This window comes from Gordonia sp. NPDC058843 (assembly GCF_042743165.1).
Classification (GTDB): Bacteria; Actinomycetota; Actinomycetes; order Mycobacteriales; family Mycobacteriaceae; genus Gordonia.
This window is the reverse complement of the sequence record NZ_JBHYNC010000047.1, coordinates 25,567-39,100: the sequence shown is the minus strand read 5'-3', so window position 1 is coordinate 39,100 and position 13,534 is coordinate 25,567. Positions and strand designations below refer to the sequence as shown.

Sequence of the window (13,534 nt, the reverse complement as noted above, 5' to 3'; positions counted from 1 at the left end):
CCCGGCTCCATTCCGAACCCGGAAGCTAAGCCCTCCAGCGCCAATGGTACTGCACCCTAATCAGTGTGGGAGAGTAGGACACCGCCGAACACAATCTGAGAATGCCCCGCAACCCCACCGGTTGCGGGGCATTTCTCGTTGTCGGGTACGGGGTCGGGTCAGTTCAGATGGTGCACGTCCGCGAGTCCATAGACGGACGTCGGAATACCCTCATATCGTGCCTTGAGTTGCAGGGCGAGATAGAGCGAATAGTGACGTGACTGGTGAAGGTTTCCACCGTGGAACCACAGGCCCGGCTGCTGGGTCGGCTTCCACATGTTGCGCTGTTCGCCCTCCCACGGGCCCGGGTCCTTGGTCGTATCGGAACCAAGTCCCCAGACCTTTCCGACCCGGTCGGCGACCTCCTGCCCCATGAGGTCGGCTGCCCAGCCGTTCATCGAGCCGTATCCCGTCGCGTACACGACCACGTCGGCGTCGATCTCGGTGCCGTCGGTGAGGACCACCGACGTCTCGGTGAGGTGGTCCAGCTGTCCGTGGACGAGGTTGATCGTGCCGTCGGCGATGAGTTCGCTGGCCCCCACGTCGATGTAGTAGCCGGACCCGCGGCGCAGGTACTTCATGAAGAGGCCGGAGTCGTCGTCGCCGAAGTCGAGCTGGAAGCCGGCCGCCTCTAGACGGTCGTAGAACTCCTTGTCCTGCTCACGGATCTGGTCGTAGACCGGTACCTGGAACTGGTGCATGATCCGGTAGGGCAGTGAGGCGAAGGTGAGGTCTGCCTTCTTGGTGGTCATCCCGGAGGCCACGGCCTCCTCGCTGTAGAGCGATCCCAGGGCGATCGATCGCAACGAGTCCGACTTCACGATGTGGGTCGAGGACCGTTGCACCATCGTCGCGTCGACCCCGTTGTCCACCAATGCTTTGCAGATGTCGTGGGCGGAATTGTTCGATCCGATGACGACGACCTTCTTGCCGGCGTACCCGTCGGGTCCGGGGTGCGCGCTCGAGTGGTGCTGTTCGCCGGCGAACACGTCTTGCCCCGGTACCGACGGGACGGCGGGTTTGCCGGACATTCCCGTCGCCAGGACCAGTTGGGTCGGATGGAGCGTGAGGCGCTCACCGTCCCGGTCGACCTCGACGGTCCAGCGGGATTCGGCGTCGTCGTAGGCGGCGGAGAGGCATGTCGTCTTGCTCCAGTACGGCACCTCCATCACCTTGGTGTAGAACTCCAGCCAGTCACCGATCTTGTCCTTCGGTGCGAACACCGGCCAGTTGTCGGGGAACGGGAGATACGGGAGATGGTCGTACCAGACCGGGTCGTGCAGGCACAGCGACTTGTAGCGTTTGCGCCACTGGTCGCCGGGACGTTCGTGACGATCGACGACGACCGAGGGGACACCGAGCTGGCGTAACCTCGCGCCGAGTGCGATCCCGCCCTGGCCGCCGCCGATGACCAGGACGTACGGTTGGGTGGCTCGTCCGAGGGCCAGTTCCTCCTCGGCCTTCTTCTCCGCCCAGGAACGAGTGTCGGGATCGGAACCGTGTACCGCCCCGAGCGGTCGGGCGGGACCCGACGATTCCTCGTGGCCCTTCAGTTCCTGCATCGTCGTCAGCAGAGTCCAGGCTTTGTCTGTCCCGCCATCTCCATCACTGTCATCGGGACGGATGCGGAGATGTCCCTCGCAGCGCCCCACCGCGGTCTCGAAGCCGATGAACGCGGAGACGACGCCGTCACCGTCATCGGTCGCCGGTTCCGTGGCCGCGAAGTTCGACGGCCGGGTGTCGGCGAGACGGGCGGACAGCATGTCGGCGATCTGCTCATGCCCTTCGACGGTCTTGATGTTCCAGGTGAACGCGGTGAGGTCGCGCCAATAGCTGTCGGTGAGAAAGCTGTTCGTCGCACGCTCGATGTCGAGGGCGGCGAGAGCGGACTCGAAGTCCCTCAGCCAGGTCTCGATCCGCTGCTGCGGGGTGCGGTCGACGGCGGTCCGACCACCGTCCGTTCCCGGTGCGGGTGGGACGACCGGTTCCAGTGTCTGCGTCATGATGTCTCCTCGAGTGCGTGCCCGCGATGGTGATGTGGAACACAGCGGGTTGTGGACAGCAGACGCCCCGGGGCCGGTCGGCGGCAAGGGTTGCAAGGGGTTGCGAAGGGCGGGGACCGTTGTCGTCAGCTGTGACGTGACGCACAATCGAGGTGATGAACCACTACGATCCGTCCGCCGAGCTGGAGCCGGCGGTGCACGCCGGAGACGATCCACGGCAGTTCGCCTCCGTTCTCAGTGCTGTGCACGACGCCGCGATGTCGGGCGGCCGGATGCCCGCCCGTCCACGCAGCGTCATCGACGACTCGTGGCGGCGACTCCGGCGAGCCGGTCTGGACCCGGACGTGGACTGTGCCACCGACCGGACTCTGCAACTCGAGGAGCTCGAAGAACGTCGGCGGCTTTCCGGCCTCGCCGAGGTCGTCGACGAACTCGCGCGTGGCCTGGACTCGTTGATCGCCGATGGCGACAACATCCTCGTCGTGTCGGACGCCCGGGGGCGCGTGTTGTGGCGCAGCGGGTCGTCGAAGGTGCTCACCCGTGCCGACGGTCTCGGATTCGTCGAGGGAGCCGACTGGGCCGAGGGTTCGGTGGGGACCAACGCGATCGGTACCGCACTCATGTCGGGTCGTTCGGTTCAGGTGTTCTCGGCCGAGCACTTCGCCCGGAGCCATCACTCGTGGACGTGCACCGGTGCACCGATCAAGGACCCGCGGACCGGCGAGATGCTGGGTGTCGTCGATGTCAGCGGCCCGGCCGCCACCATCCATCCGACCACCCTGGCGCTCGTTCACGCCGTCGCCAGGCTCGCCGAGTCGCAACTCCGCGAGAGCCATCACCGCCGGCTCGACTCGTTGCGGGCGGTTGCCGCGCCGATCCTCGCCCGGATGCCCGGCCCGGCGCTGGCGGTGGACACTGACGGCTGGGTGGCGGCGGTGGACACCGTGTCCCCGCGACCCCGGCTCGTTCTGCCGCCACGGCTCGGGCCCGGCCGGATCTTCGTCACTGCGCTCGGTGAGTGCGACGTGGAGGCGCTACCCGGTGGCTGGTTGGTGCGCGTCGCCGAGACATCGGAGGCTGCGACCACCCGGGTGGTCGTGCGGGTGCCGACCGGGCCGTCGGGCGGGGGACATGTCGAGGTCACCGTCGAGGGCGCCAGCGGGGCGTGGACGCACCGCTGTTCGCCGCGCCACGGCGACATCCTCACCTTTCTGGCCCGTCATCCCGAAGGCGTGACCGCGGCCCGGGTGTCCACTCACCTGTTCGGGGTCGACGACCGCACGGTCACGGTCCGTGCCGAGATGTCGCGTCTGCGAAAACATTTCGGTGGTCTGCTGATGGCCGGCCCGTATCGCTTCGCCGACGGCGTCGACGTCCACCTGCTCGACGCGCACGACTGAGCGGCTGGTCCGGTCAGTCGTACTCGGCGACCACCAGTCCGTGATCGAAGGCATACACGATCGCCGCTGCACGGTCCCGCAGGTCGAGCTTCGTGAAGATGTGATTGATGTGACTCTTGACGGTCACCTGCGAAATGCCAAGGGTGGAACCGATTTCCGAATTCGTTCGGCCCCGGGCGATCAGTCGCAGGACATCGGTCTCGCGGTCGGTGAGGCCGGCGGCGACGGTCACCTGTTCACGGCCCGATCGCCGAAAACCCCGGAGGACGCGTTCGGTGACCGCGGGGTCGAGGAATGCTCCATCGCGGACAACAGCGCGGACGGCCCAGATCAGCGCCTCGGCAGGAGAGTCCTTGAGGATGAATCCGGCCGCACCGGCGCGGAGCGCACGCGAGAGCAGGACGTCGTCGTCGAAAGTGGTCAGCACCAGCACCGGTGGCGGTTCCCGGAGCGTCCGGACCATGGTTGTCGCGGTGATCCCGTCGACGTTGCGCATGCGCAGGTCCATCACGACGATGTCGGGGCGGTGTTCGGCGATCCCGGCGAGAACCTCGGAGCCGTCGGCGCATTCGCCCACGATGTCGAAGCCGTCGCGGAGGCGGAGGATGCGTCGCAACCCCGTGCGGATGAGTTCCTGATCGTCGACCAGGAGGACCCGGATCGGCTCGGCCGCGACGTCGGTCGGCCCGGTCGTCGTCATGCGGGCACCCCGTCGGCGATCGATCGGGCGGGCAGCGTCGCGCGCACCGACCACGTTCCCGCGCGATGTGAGGTGTGCAGTGTGCCGCCGAGCAACGCTGCGCGCTGGGTCATCCCCTCGATGCCGGTGCCGTCGCACTGCCGGGGTCGGCCCTGTGTCGCGGGATTCTCGATGGTGAGCGCCACCGCGTCGCTCACCGAGACCGACACCGACGCCGACTTGCCGGTCGAGTGTTTGACGACGTTCGCCAAGGATTCCTGGGCGATGCGGTACAGGGCGGCGCCGACCGGACGCGGGAGGTCGGTGACGTCACCCGCGAGCGAGAAGTCGATGTCGACGCCGGCCTTGCGGTAGTCCTCGACGAGCCGGACCAGGTCTCCGGCACCCGGCGACGGCGCCGTGGTTCCCGACGGTCCAGCAGTTCCCAGCACGTGGACGATGCTGCGGATCTCGGTCATGGCCTGCCTGCCCTGACGCTCGGCGTCCGACAGCGCCTCGAGAGCCTCCTCGATGTCGCGGTCCTGTTCCAGGACGCGGCGGGCCCCGGTGACATTGAGCATGGTGATCGACAGCGAGTGGGCGATGACATCGTGGATCTCGCGAGCTATCCGCCGGCGCTCGTCGCCGGCGGCGCGGTCGGCACGTTCGGCGAGTACGCGAGCCCGGTTGTCGGCCAGTCGTTTCTGGATCAGCATCATGTAGCCGATCAGCCATCCGCAGGCGACGCCGAGTGCGTACAGGGCCGGTGAGCCGAGGCCGCCGAAGGCGCCGAACCAGACGATCACCGCGATGCACGCGACCATGACGGTCATTCCGGTGAGCAGGGGATACATCGCAGCGGCGATCGCCGCCATCAGGACGAGCTGGAGTGGTGCGGCATCGGTGGGCGTCGGGACCATCAGGAAACAGACAGAGCTGGCGATGATCCCGAAACACGCGTACGAGGTCGGCGGTAGGGACAGATCCATGGCCAGGGTCAGCGCGGCGAGCACCAGAGCGGCGACCACCCACCAGACCTGATCGAACGGATGGCGTTGCGCCGTCGACACCAGGGTGACCACGACGCTGGACCCCAGGATGACCGCGGGATACAGCGGGGGATACTCGCCGCCGGCCCGCTCGACCCGGCGTCGCAGCCCGGCACCTACGTTCGCTGTGAAGCCCGTCACCGTTCCAGGATAGTTCCGCACCGGCCCCGAACATCCGCCCCGCGGTGGATTGCGGTCTCCACCCTGGGGTGGAGAACAGGTCGACCCGCGGGTTGGCGACCAGGACTCGTTGCCTCCATAGCGTTGTGAGCAGCTGACAACGGACCCGAGGAGGACACGATGACAACGCTGCGACTACGACGTGATCGGTGGGAACGCTTCGAAACCCGCGACGCGCGAACAGTTCTCGACCCGAGCCGCGAAGGGCTCGGTCGTCGGGTCGTCGTCGGGATCGACGACGGCGAGGCGTCGTTGCGTGCGGTGAAGGTCGCCGCGGCGATGCTGGGCGACTCGCACGACCTCATCCTGCTCTGTGCCACCCGACGCCGGCGCACGGAAGCCGACACCGAACTCCACGACGCCCTGAAGCACGAGTCCTATCTGCTGACCGGGCGGGCCGGCGTCGACGAGTGCCTGCGGACCGCCGCCGAGCTGGCGAAGTGGCACGGTGCCCTGCAGGTGTCCACCATGAGCGAGGACGGCGACCCCGCGGCGGTCCTGCACCGGGTTGCGCAGCGCACGGGCGCCGGAGCCGTTGTCGTCGGAACCGGCCGGGGACGACCTGGCTGGATGGCCCGCCGCCTCGCCCGTCGACTCGACGACGAGGTCGCCCTGGTCGTCACGGACGGCTCGATCCATCATCGCCGGCAGGCCCCGCTCGCCGATGACCTCCGCGATGCCACCTGGAGCTTTCCATGGCCCGTGCCGGCGCCGAAACCCGCGTAGCGCCGACCGTGACACGATGTGCTCATGCACATCACCGACGAGTCGAAGCTGCGTGAGATCGTCGGCCATCCCGTGGAGATGGTCCGCGACAAGGTGAGGAGCTCACTCGCCGATGTCGATCGGGAATGGCTCGCGCAGTCGCCGATAGTGTTCCTCGCGACCGCCGACGACCACGGACGCACGGATGTGTCGCCCAAGGGTGACCCGGCCGGGAAGGTCGTCCATGTCATCGACGACAGCCGGATCGCGATACCCGAGCGGCCCGGCAACCGCCGTGTCGACGGCTACCTGAACATTCTGCGGAACCCCCATGCAGGCGCCATCTTCGTCGTGCCCGGACGCGGCGACACTCTCCGGATCAACGGCTGCGCCCGCATCGTCGACGATGCCGACTACTTCGATGACCTGGCGATCAGCGGCAAGAGACCGATTCTCGCGGTCGAGATCACCGTCGAAGAGGTGTTCTTCCACTGCCCCAAGGCGTTTCTCCGGGCGGACCTGTGGAAGCCGGACACCTGGCGGCCCGATGCGCTGCCGTCGGTCGCGGAGATCACCAGACGCGTGATGCCCGAAGCCGGGAACGAACGGTTCACCGAGGACAGCTTCCGCCCGTATCTGTACTGACTGCGGCGGACTACGTCTGGTTCTCCTCGAGGGCGGAGACGAGTGCATCGGCGATCTCGTCCGCGGGTTCGAGGGGACAACGTGTGGTGACTGCCGCTGGCGAGCATCGTGATTCGCGCCGGCGGGAGCGATTCTCGTACGCGATCGAATTGCCCCCTCCGAGAACCGAAAGAGCCCCGCTGGTAGGACGTTTCGGTACGACGGTCGGCGGGGTCGGGAATTGCGCTCCGGCGCAGATCATCTCTGACCATTCGGGGTTCGGTGTGGCCGCGCCGGTCTGTCCGGCGAGATCGCCCGTGGTCTGCGGTGGCCGACTCACGCGAGAACGGCCGACGTCGCCGATGAGGTCGAGCGCGTGAACCCGGCGTGTTCGCGCGAGGCGGTCGACGACGTTCACCCAGGACATCGAGGTCGCCCCTCCGCCGGGGAGCAGGATCAGCGGCGGCGTTCCCGCTGTTCCGATGATGTTGACCCGGGTCGTGCCGAAGGGGTCTCGACGTCGGCGGGTGCGGCCGACGAATACTCCGACGAGGATCTGAACACGATCCGGAACTTCCTCGATCAGGTCACCACTGCGGTGTCCACCGTCGCAGGGCGCTGATCGGGCGCGCATCTCGACCGCTCGGTACGAGCCGCAGACAGACCGGCGCAGGAGTCGAGATCGTCCTTCGCGGCGGCGGGCACACCGATACGCTCGAGAGGCGATACGGCACCCGGGCGAGGCGGTGCCTGTCACGACGACGGCGAAGGGATGGCCATGGGCCGGTACATCGAGGCGTTCACACGGGCGGCCGACGATCGCGAGGGGTTCTGGCTCGACGCGGCCGCCGCGGTGGACTGGGCGCGGCCGCCCACGAGGGCACTCGACGATTCGGCCGCCCCGTTCTACCGCTGGTTCCCGGATGCGAGCCTGAACACCTGTGCCAACGCCCTCGACCGCCATGTGGCGGCCGGACACGGTGATCGCACCGCGCTGATCTGGGACTCGGCCATGGTGGGCGAGGTTCGCCGGTTCTCCTATGCCGAACTGCTCGACGAGGTCTCGCGTTTTGCCGGAGCTCTGGCGGCGCAGGGGATCGGCGCCGGGGATCGTGTGGTGATCTACATGCCGATGATCCCGGAGGCGGCCATGGCGATGCTCGCGTGTGCGCGCATCGGCGCCGTGCACTCGGTGGTCTTCGGCGGGTTCGCCGCCCGCGAGCTCGCGACGCGCATCGACGACGCCGAGCCCGTGGCCGTCGTCACCGCTTCGGGTGGCCTGGAGCCCGGCCGTGTCGTGGAGTACCTACCGTTGGTGGCCAAGGCCATCGAGCTGTCGGCCACGCCGCCGCGTGTCGTCATCGTGAAGAACCGTCCCGATATCGACGGTGCGGCAGCCGATCACGACGGTTGGCTCGACTGGGATGAGGTGCTGGCCGATGCCGGCCCGGTGGACCCGGTCCCCGTGGCCGCGACCGATCCGTTGTACATCCTCTACACCTCGGGAACCACCGGCAAACCCAAGGGTGTCGTCCGCGACAACGGCGGGCACGCGGTGGCGCTGACGTGGTCGATGGCGAACATCTACGACATCGCCGCCGGTGACGTGTGGTGGACGGCCTCCGATGTCGGGTGGGTCGTCGGACACTCCTACATCGTGTACGGGCCGCTGCTCGTCGGGGCGGCGTCGGTGATGTACGAGGGGAAGCCGGTGGGCACCCCGGACGCGGGTGCGTTCTGGCGCGTCATCGCCGACCACGGGGTGAAGGCCCTGTTCACCGCGCCGACCGCGATCCGCGCGATCCGCAAGGCCGATCCGGACGCCGCCGAACTGCGCAACTACGACGTGTCCTCGCTCGAGACGTTGTACGCCGCCGGCGAGCGACTCGACCCGGACACGTTCACCTGGGCGTCGGAGGTGCTCGGGATACCGGTCGTCGACCACTGGTGGCAGACCGAGACCGGGTGGGCGATCGCGGCGAATCTCCGTGGGCTCGAACCCATGCCGATCAAGGCGGGATCGCCGACGGTGCCCGTGCCCGGTTTTCAGGTGGGCGTCGTGGACGCTGAGGGCAACACGCTCGGCGCGGAGCAGGAGGGCAACATCGTCATCAGCCTGCCGCTGCCGCCCGGTACACTCGCCGGTCTCTGGCGCGACGAGGAGCGGTACCGCGCGTCGTACCTGTCGGCATTCGAGGGGTATTACCTGACCGGCGACTCGGGCTTCGTCGACGCAGACGGTTATGTGGTCGTCCTCGGCCGTTCGGACGACGTGATCAACGTTGCCGGACATCGACTCTCGACGGGCAGTATCGAGGCCGTGGTGGCGTCGCACCAGGCAGTCGCCGAATGCGCGGTCATCGGCATCCACGACGAGCTGAAGGGACAGCGTCCCAGCGGATACGTGGTGTTGAAGTCCGGCGTCGACATCGATGCCGACACGCTGCGCAGCGAGCTCGTGGCGATGGTGCGCGACGAGATCGGGGCGGTCGCGACGTTCCGAGACGTGACGGTGGTACCCGCCCTGCCGAAGACCCGCTCGGGCAAGATCCTGCGGAAGACCATGCGGCAGATCGCCGATCACGAAGAGTACACGGTGCCCTCGACCATCGAGGACCCGGAAGTGCTCACCGCCCTGGCCGATCAGCTCAAGGGCTGAGTGATGCTCGACTCGGTGCTGCGGACCACGATTCGGCTCGTGCCGTTCGTCGGCCTGGTCGGCACGATCATCACGACGGTGATCGACATCGTGATGCCGGGCGGTGATCTCGGTCGAGACCTCCTCGAGAACTCGGTGCTGTGGATGATCGGGGTGCAGGGCTGGATGACCGGGTGCGGGCACATGTTCTTCGGCGAGCCGATCGCCGAATCCATCGGCTGGCCGCCGAAGACGCCGTGGCAGTGGGAGGTGGGGCTCGCCAGCCTCGCGACGGGTGTGCTGGGTGTGATCGCGTCCGGTTTCGGCGACGAGTTCACCCTGGCCACCATCATCGCGTTCTCGGTGTTCTACCTGGGCGCTGCCGTGGGTCATGTGCGGGAGATGGTGACCCACCGGAACTTCAAGGCGGGCAACGCCGGTCCCATCTTCTTCTTCGACGTACTGGTGCCGATCTACCTGATCGTGTTGTATGTGACCGTCACCTAGCGGACACTTGGCGCGTGCACCGAGACGAGCACCGCGAACTCCCCGTCGATCCCGACGAACGTCCGCTACACCTCCGGGTGCACGCGCTCGCCTGGGTGTTCGCCGGGGGACTCATCGGCACAGGCGTGCGGTATGGGGCGGAGGAAGTGTTTCCGGCCCAGCACGGGCACTGGCCCTGGGCGACGTTCGCGGTGAACATCATCGGCGCGTTCATCTTGGGGGCACTCCTGGAACTGCTTGCGAGGCTTGGCCACGACGGGGGGTGGCGCCAGCGGATACGCCTCTTCGGCGGGACCGGGATCTGTGGGGCGCTGACCACCTACAGCACCTTCGCGCTGGAGATCACCGAACTGACACGGGTGGCGGCGGTGGTGACCGCGTTGTCCTACGCGGTCATCAGTGTGGTGCTCGGTCTCATCGCAGCGGCCTGCGGGATCGCGCTCGCCTCCCGGGTGGCGCGGTCATGATCGCGCTCGCGGTGATGCTGGCGGGCGCGCTCGGAGCGGTGACCCGGTTCGTCGTCGACGGAGCGGTCAGACACCGGTGGCCCACCACGACGCCCTGGGGCACGTTGGCGATCAACGTCAGCGGGTCGGCACTGCTGGGAGTGCTCGCCGGCCTCGTCGTCTTCCACGGGGCGTCACACGACTGGCAGCTGATCGTCGGAACCGGTTTCTGCGGCGGCTACACGACTTTCAGCACCGCATCCTTCGAGGCCGTGCGGTTGGCGCAACGGGGGGACGGGATCCGGGCGGCGGCGTACGCCGTCGGGACCCTTGTCGCGTCGTCCAGCGCGTGCGCGGCCGGCATGGGGTTGGTCTGGGCCCTCTGATCGTCCTGTCCGCCGATGTCGTCCTACCTGCGACGCAATTCGGCCCCGCGACGGTGTGGTGAGGTCGCGGGGCCGAATGACGTTGTCCGTCAGCCGATCACTTCAGTTCGGCGCTGCTCTTGTTCAGCACGCGTCGCGCGATGATCAGGTTCTGGATTTGCTGGGTGCCCTCGAAGATGTCGAGGATCTTCGAGTCGCGGGCCCACTTCTCCACCAGCAGCCGCTCGGAGTAGCCGAGGGTGCCGGTCAGTTCGACGACCTTGTTGGTGACGTCGGTGGCGGTGCGTCCGGCCTTGGCCTTGGACATCGACGCCTCGGTGGAGTTCGGCTGCTTGTTGTCGGCCATCCACGCGGCGCGCATCGTGTGCAGGTAGGCGGCTTCGAAATCGGCTTCCATCCGCAGGAATTCGGCTGCCGCGGCGTGCTGGTCGGCGGCCGGGCGGTCGTAGTCGACCTCGATGCCCGCCTCGTCGAGGATGCGGCGCAACTCCTCGAGTGCGGCGCGGGTGACTCCCACGGCCATGCCGGCCACCAGGGGACGGGTGTTGTCGAAGGTCTGCATGACCCCGCCGAAACCCCTCTTGGTGTCGACCTCGGGGGAGCCGAGCAGGTTCTCCTTGGGGATGCGGCAGTTCTCGAAGCGGATCGCCGCGGTGTCGGAGACCTTGATGCCGAGCTTGTGCTCGAGTCGTTCGATGGTGACGCCCGGATGCGTCCGGGGGACCACGAAACTCTTGATGGCGGCGCGGCCCAGGCTCTTGTCGACGGTTGCCCACACGACGATGTGCGTCGCGCGGGAACCCGCTGTCACGTAGATCTTCTCGCCGTTGATGACGTACTCGTCGCCGTCGAGGGTGGCAGTGGTGGAGACCGCGGCCGAGTCGGAGCCGAAACCGGGTTCGGTGATGGCCATGGCCGCCCACACCTTGCCGAACCGCTCGAGCTGCTCGTCGGTGGCGACCGCGGCGATCGCCGAGTTGCCCAGGCCCTGGTACGGGATGCTCAGCATGAGGCCGACGTCGCCCCAGGAGGTCTCGATCACGTTGACGACGGACTGCATGTTGCCGCCGTTGACCACGGCGCCCTCGGCCCGCGGCTTCTCCTTCTTCTGCTGGCTACGGCCGCCGTCGGCGCCCGCGCCGGCCTGGCCGGTCTCGGAGAGTCCGTCGTAAAGGCTTGCCAGCGTGTCGAGTTCGACGGGGTAGTCGTGCTCGCGCAGGTCGTACTTGCGGGAGATGGGCCGGAAGATCTCCGCCGCCGCCTGATGTGCCTGATCGACGGTGACGTGCAGCTTCTTCGGGAGTTCCAGATTGATGCTCATGTCGGTGCTTTCGATGTGTGTCGAGACAGATCAGAGGACGACGATGCCTTCGCCGATGCCGGCGCCGCGGAGATCGCGGTACCAGCGCTCGACGGGGTGCTCCTTGGTGAATCCGTGGCCGCCGAGCAGCTGGACGCCGTCGAGACCGATCTGCAGGCCCTTGTCGATGGTCAGCTTGCGGGCGAGGGCGGCTTCGCGGGCGAAGCTCAGGCCCTGCTCGGCGCGCGCGGCTCCGCGCAGCGTGACCAGGCGGATGGAGTCGACCTCGGTGGCCATCGTGGCGACCATGAAGGCCACCGCCTGGCGGTTGGAGATCGGCTCGCCGAACGCCTCACGCTCGTTGACGTAGGGGATCACGTAGTCCAGGACAGCGCGTGCGGTACCGGCCGCGAGAGCCGACCAGCCCAGACGCGAGAGGCGCACGACGTCGCGGAAGGCGGCCGTCGCGGCGTCGCCCTCGCCGCCGACGATCGCGGTCGCGGGCACGGCGACGTCCTGCAGGAGCAGACGGCCCATCCCGGCGGCACGCACACCCATACCCGGGTCGGCCTCGACGATGAGTCCCTTGGTGTCGGACTCGACGAGGAACAGCGCGGGCTTGCCGTCGAGCTGGGCGCCGACGATGAACAGTTCCGACGATCCGGCGGCCGGGACGAACGACTTGACGCCGTTCAGCCGGAATCCGCTGGGGACGCGAGTCGCTTTGGTGCTCAGCGCGAACGCGTCGAAGAGGGGGCGCGGTTCGGCGATGACGACCGCCGACTGCGGCACGTTCTCGCCCGCGTAGTCGGGTAGATAGGTGCGCTGCTGCTCGTCGGTGCCGAAGTTGGTGAGCGTAGTGGCCACGCCACTCGGTGCGAGGAGGGGGAGCGCGAGGCCCATGTCGCCGTAGGCCATGGCCTCGGCGACGAGCGCGTTGGTCACGACGCCACGCTCGGACGCGGCGCCGTCGAACTCCTCGGGGACGTTGATCATCGTGATGCCGAGTTCGGCGGACCGTTTGACCAGGTCCTCCGGCGCGGCGGCCGCGGCATCGGCATCGTGGGCCGCCGGACGCAGGATCTCGGTGGCGAATTCCTTCACCGTCTCGGCGATCATCTGCTGCTCGTCGTCGGGAGTGAGGTTGAAGTAGTCCTTGGGGGCGCTGGTGAGGCGCTTGGCCTGGCCCGAGCCGCCCTGGGCAGCCTTGAACGCACGGTTGGCGGCACCGAGGGTCTGGAAGCCGGTCTTGGTGCCCTGGTAAGCGATCCGGTTGATGGGCTCGCGGATCTTGTACTTCTCGGCGAACTCCGAGCCCGTCACCGTGCTCAGGACGCGCATCGCGGTGCCGATGAAGCTGCGCGGATGCGGGTTGCGGCCGACTGCGGAGGTGTCGCGCGGTTCGGTGTGAGTTGTCATGATCACCAGCCGTTTCTTCCAGTGGCCCCGGGTGGGGGCGCTGTGGACCTACGTGTGCGTGAATATCAGTGGGTTCGGACCGATCTTACTCGGTAGTAAGTCCCAACCTTACTTTGGAGTAAGAAGTTTGTCACGCACTTGCCCGACACCGCCCGCCCT

At 67.6% G+C, this 13,534-nt stretch carries 13 protein-coding genes; 7 read left to right on the top strand and 6 right to left on the bottom strand.

Features of this window, described 5'->3' with window-relative positions; translation table 11 throughout:
* Positions 1-158: 158 nt before the first annotated feature.
* On the bottom strand, positions 159-2,042 hold the full coding sequence (locus ACFW3F_RS21960) for a flavin-containing monooxygenase (protein WP_388061206.1): 1,884 nt from the start codon (positions 2,040-2,042) through the stop codon (positions 159-161).
* A 155-nt stretch (positions 2,043-2,197) separates the two neighbouring features.
* Between ACFW3F_RS21960 and ACFW3F_RS21955 the strand changes: the two genes are divergently transcribed.
* Entirely contained in the window at positions 2,198-3,442 is a 1,245-nt protein-coding gene (locus ACFW3F_RS21955) for a GAF domain-containing protein (RefSeq protein WP_388061205.1), read from the top strand.
* A gap of 13 nt (positions 3,443-3,455) precedes the next feature.
* On the opposite strand, the gene ACFW3F_RS21950 is transcribed toward ACFW3F_RS21955, so the two are convergent.
* Both ACFW3F_RS21950 and ACFW3F_RS21945 read right to left on the bottom strand, forming a co-directional pair.
* Positions 3,456-4,142 (bottom strand): response regulator, encoded by a 687-nt coding sequence (locus tag ACFW3F_RS21950; RefSeq protein WP_388061203.1) that lies wholly within the window; start codon positions 4,140-4,142, stop codon positions 3,456-3,458.
* Positions 4,139-5,311, bottom strand: coding sequence for a sensor histidine kinase (locus ACFW3F_RS21945; protein WP_388061201.1), 1,173 nt, complete (start codon positions 5,309-5,311; stop codon positions 4,139-4,141). Before ACFW3F_RS21945 ends, ACFW3F_RS21950 begins: the two co-directional genes overlap by 4 nt.
* Before the next feature lie 159 nt (positions 5,312-5,470).
* On the opposite strand from ACFW3F_RS21945, the gene ACFW3F_RS21940 reads away from it, so the two are divergent.
* Complete coding sequence (locus ACFW3F_RS21940; protein WP_388061199.1) at positions 5,471-6,076, top strand: universal stress protein; 606 nt, start codon at positions 5,471-5,473, stop codon at positions 6,074-6,076.
* A gap of 24 nt (positions 6,077-6,100) precedes the next feature.
* Positions 6,101-6,700 carry an MSMEG_1061 family FMN-dependent PPOX-type flavoprotein gene (locus tag ACFW3F_RS21935; protein ID WP_388061198.1) on the top strand — a complete coding sequence of 200 codons (600 nt, stop codon included), beginning with the start codon at positions 6,101-6,103 and terminating at the stop codon, positions 6,698-6,700.
* A 10-nt stretch (positions 6,701-6,710) separates the two neighbouring features.
* On the opposite strand, the gene ACFW3F_RS21930 is transcribed toward ACFW3F_RS21935, so the two are convergent.
* Entirely contained in the window at positions 6,711-7,313 is a 603-nt protein-coding gene (locus tag ACFW3F_RS21930) for an alpha/beta fold hydrolase (RefSeq protein ID WP_388061197.1), read from the bottom strand.
* Positions 7,314-7,457: 144 nt separating this feature from the next.
* Here ACFW3F_RS21930 and ACFW3F_RS21925 point away from each other — a divergent pair, with 144 nt between their 5' ends.
* The 4 genes from ACFW3F_RS21925 to crcB (ACFW3F_RS21910) are packed head-to-tail and all read left to right on the top strand — an operon-like array spanning position 7,458 to position 10,656.
* A complete protein-coding gene (locus tag ACFW3F_RS21925) occupies positions 7,458-9,338 on the top strand; it encodes a propionyl-CoA synthetase (RefSeq protein ID WP_388061195.1) in 1,881 nt (626 codons plus the stop codon).
* Between the two features lie 3 nt (positions 9,339-9,341).
* Positions 9,342-9,824, top strand: a complete 483-nt coding sequence (locus ACFW3F_RS21920) for a DUF6790 family protein (RefSeq protein WP_388061193.1) — start codon at positions 9,342-9,344, stop codon at positions 9,822-9,824.
* Between the two features lie 14 nt (positions 9,825-9,838).
* Positions 9,839-10,291 carry a fluoride efflux transporter CrcB gene (gene crcB / locus ACFW3F_RS21915; protein WP_388061192.1) on the top strand — a complete coding sequence of 151 codons (453 nt, stop codon included), beginning with the start codon at positions 9,839-9,841 and terminating at the stop codon, positions 10,289-10,291.
* Positions 10,288-10,656 (top strand): fluoride efflux transporter CrcB, encoded by a 369-nt coding sequence (crcB, locus tag ACFW3F_RS21910; RefSeq protein WP_388061190.1) that lies wholly within the window; start codon positions 10,288-10,290, stop codon positions 10,654-10,656. Before crcB (ACFW3F_RS21915) ends, crcB (ACFW3F_RS21910) begins: the two co-directional genes overlap by 4 nt.
* Positions 10,657-10,753: 97 nt before the next feature.
* On the opposite strand, the gene ACFW3F_RS21905 is transcribed toward crcB (ACFW3F_RS21910), so the two are convergent.
* Both ACFW3F_RS21905 and ACFW3F_RS21900 read right to left on the bottom strand, forming a co-directional pair.
* Positions 10,754-11,977, bottom strand: coding sequence for an acyl-CoA dehydrogenase family protein (locus ACFW3F_RS21905; RefSeq protein ID WP_388061188.1), 1,224 nt, complete (start codon positions 11,975-11,977; stop codon positions 10,754-10,756).
* A 30-nt stretch (positions 11,978-12,007) separates the two neighbouring features.
* A complete protein-coding gene (locus ACFW3F_RS21900) occupies positions 12,008-13,375 on the bottom strand; it encodes an acyl-CoA dehydrogenase family protein (protein WP_388061186.1) in 1,368 nt (455 codons plus the stop codon).
* Between the last annotated feature and the right edge of the window lie 159 nt (positions 13,376-13,534).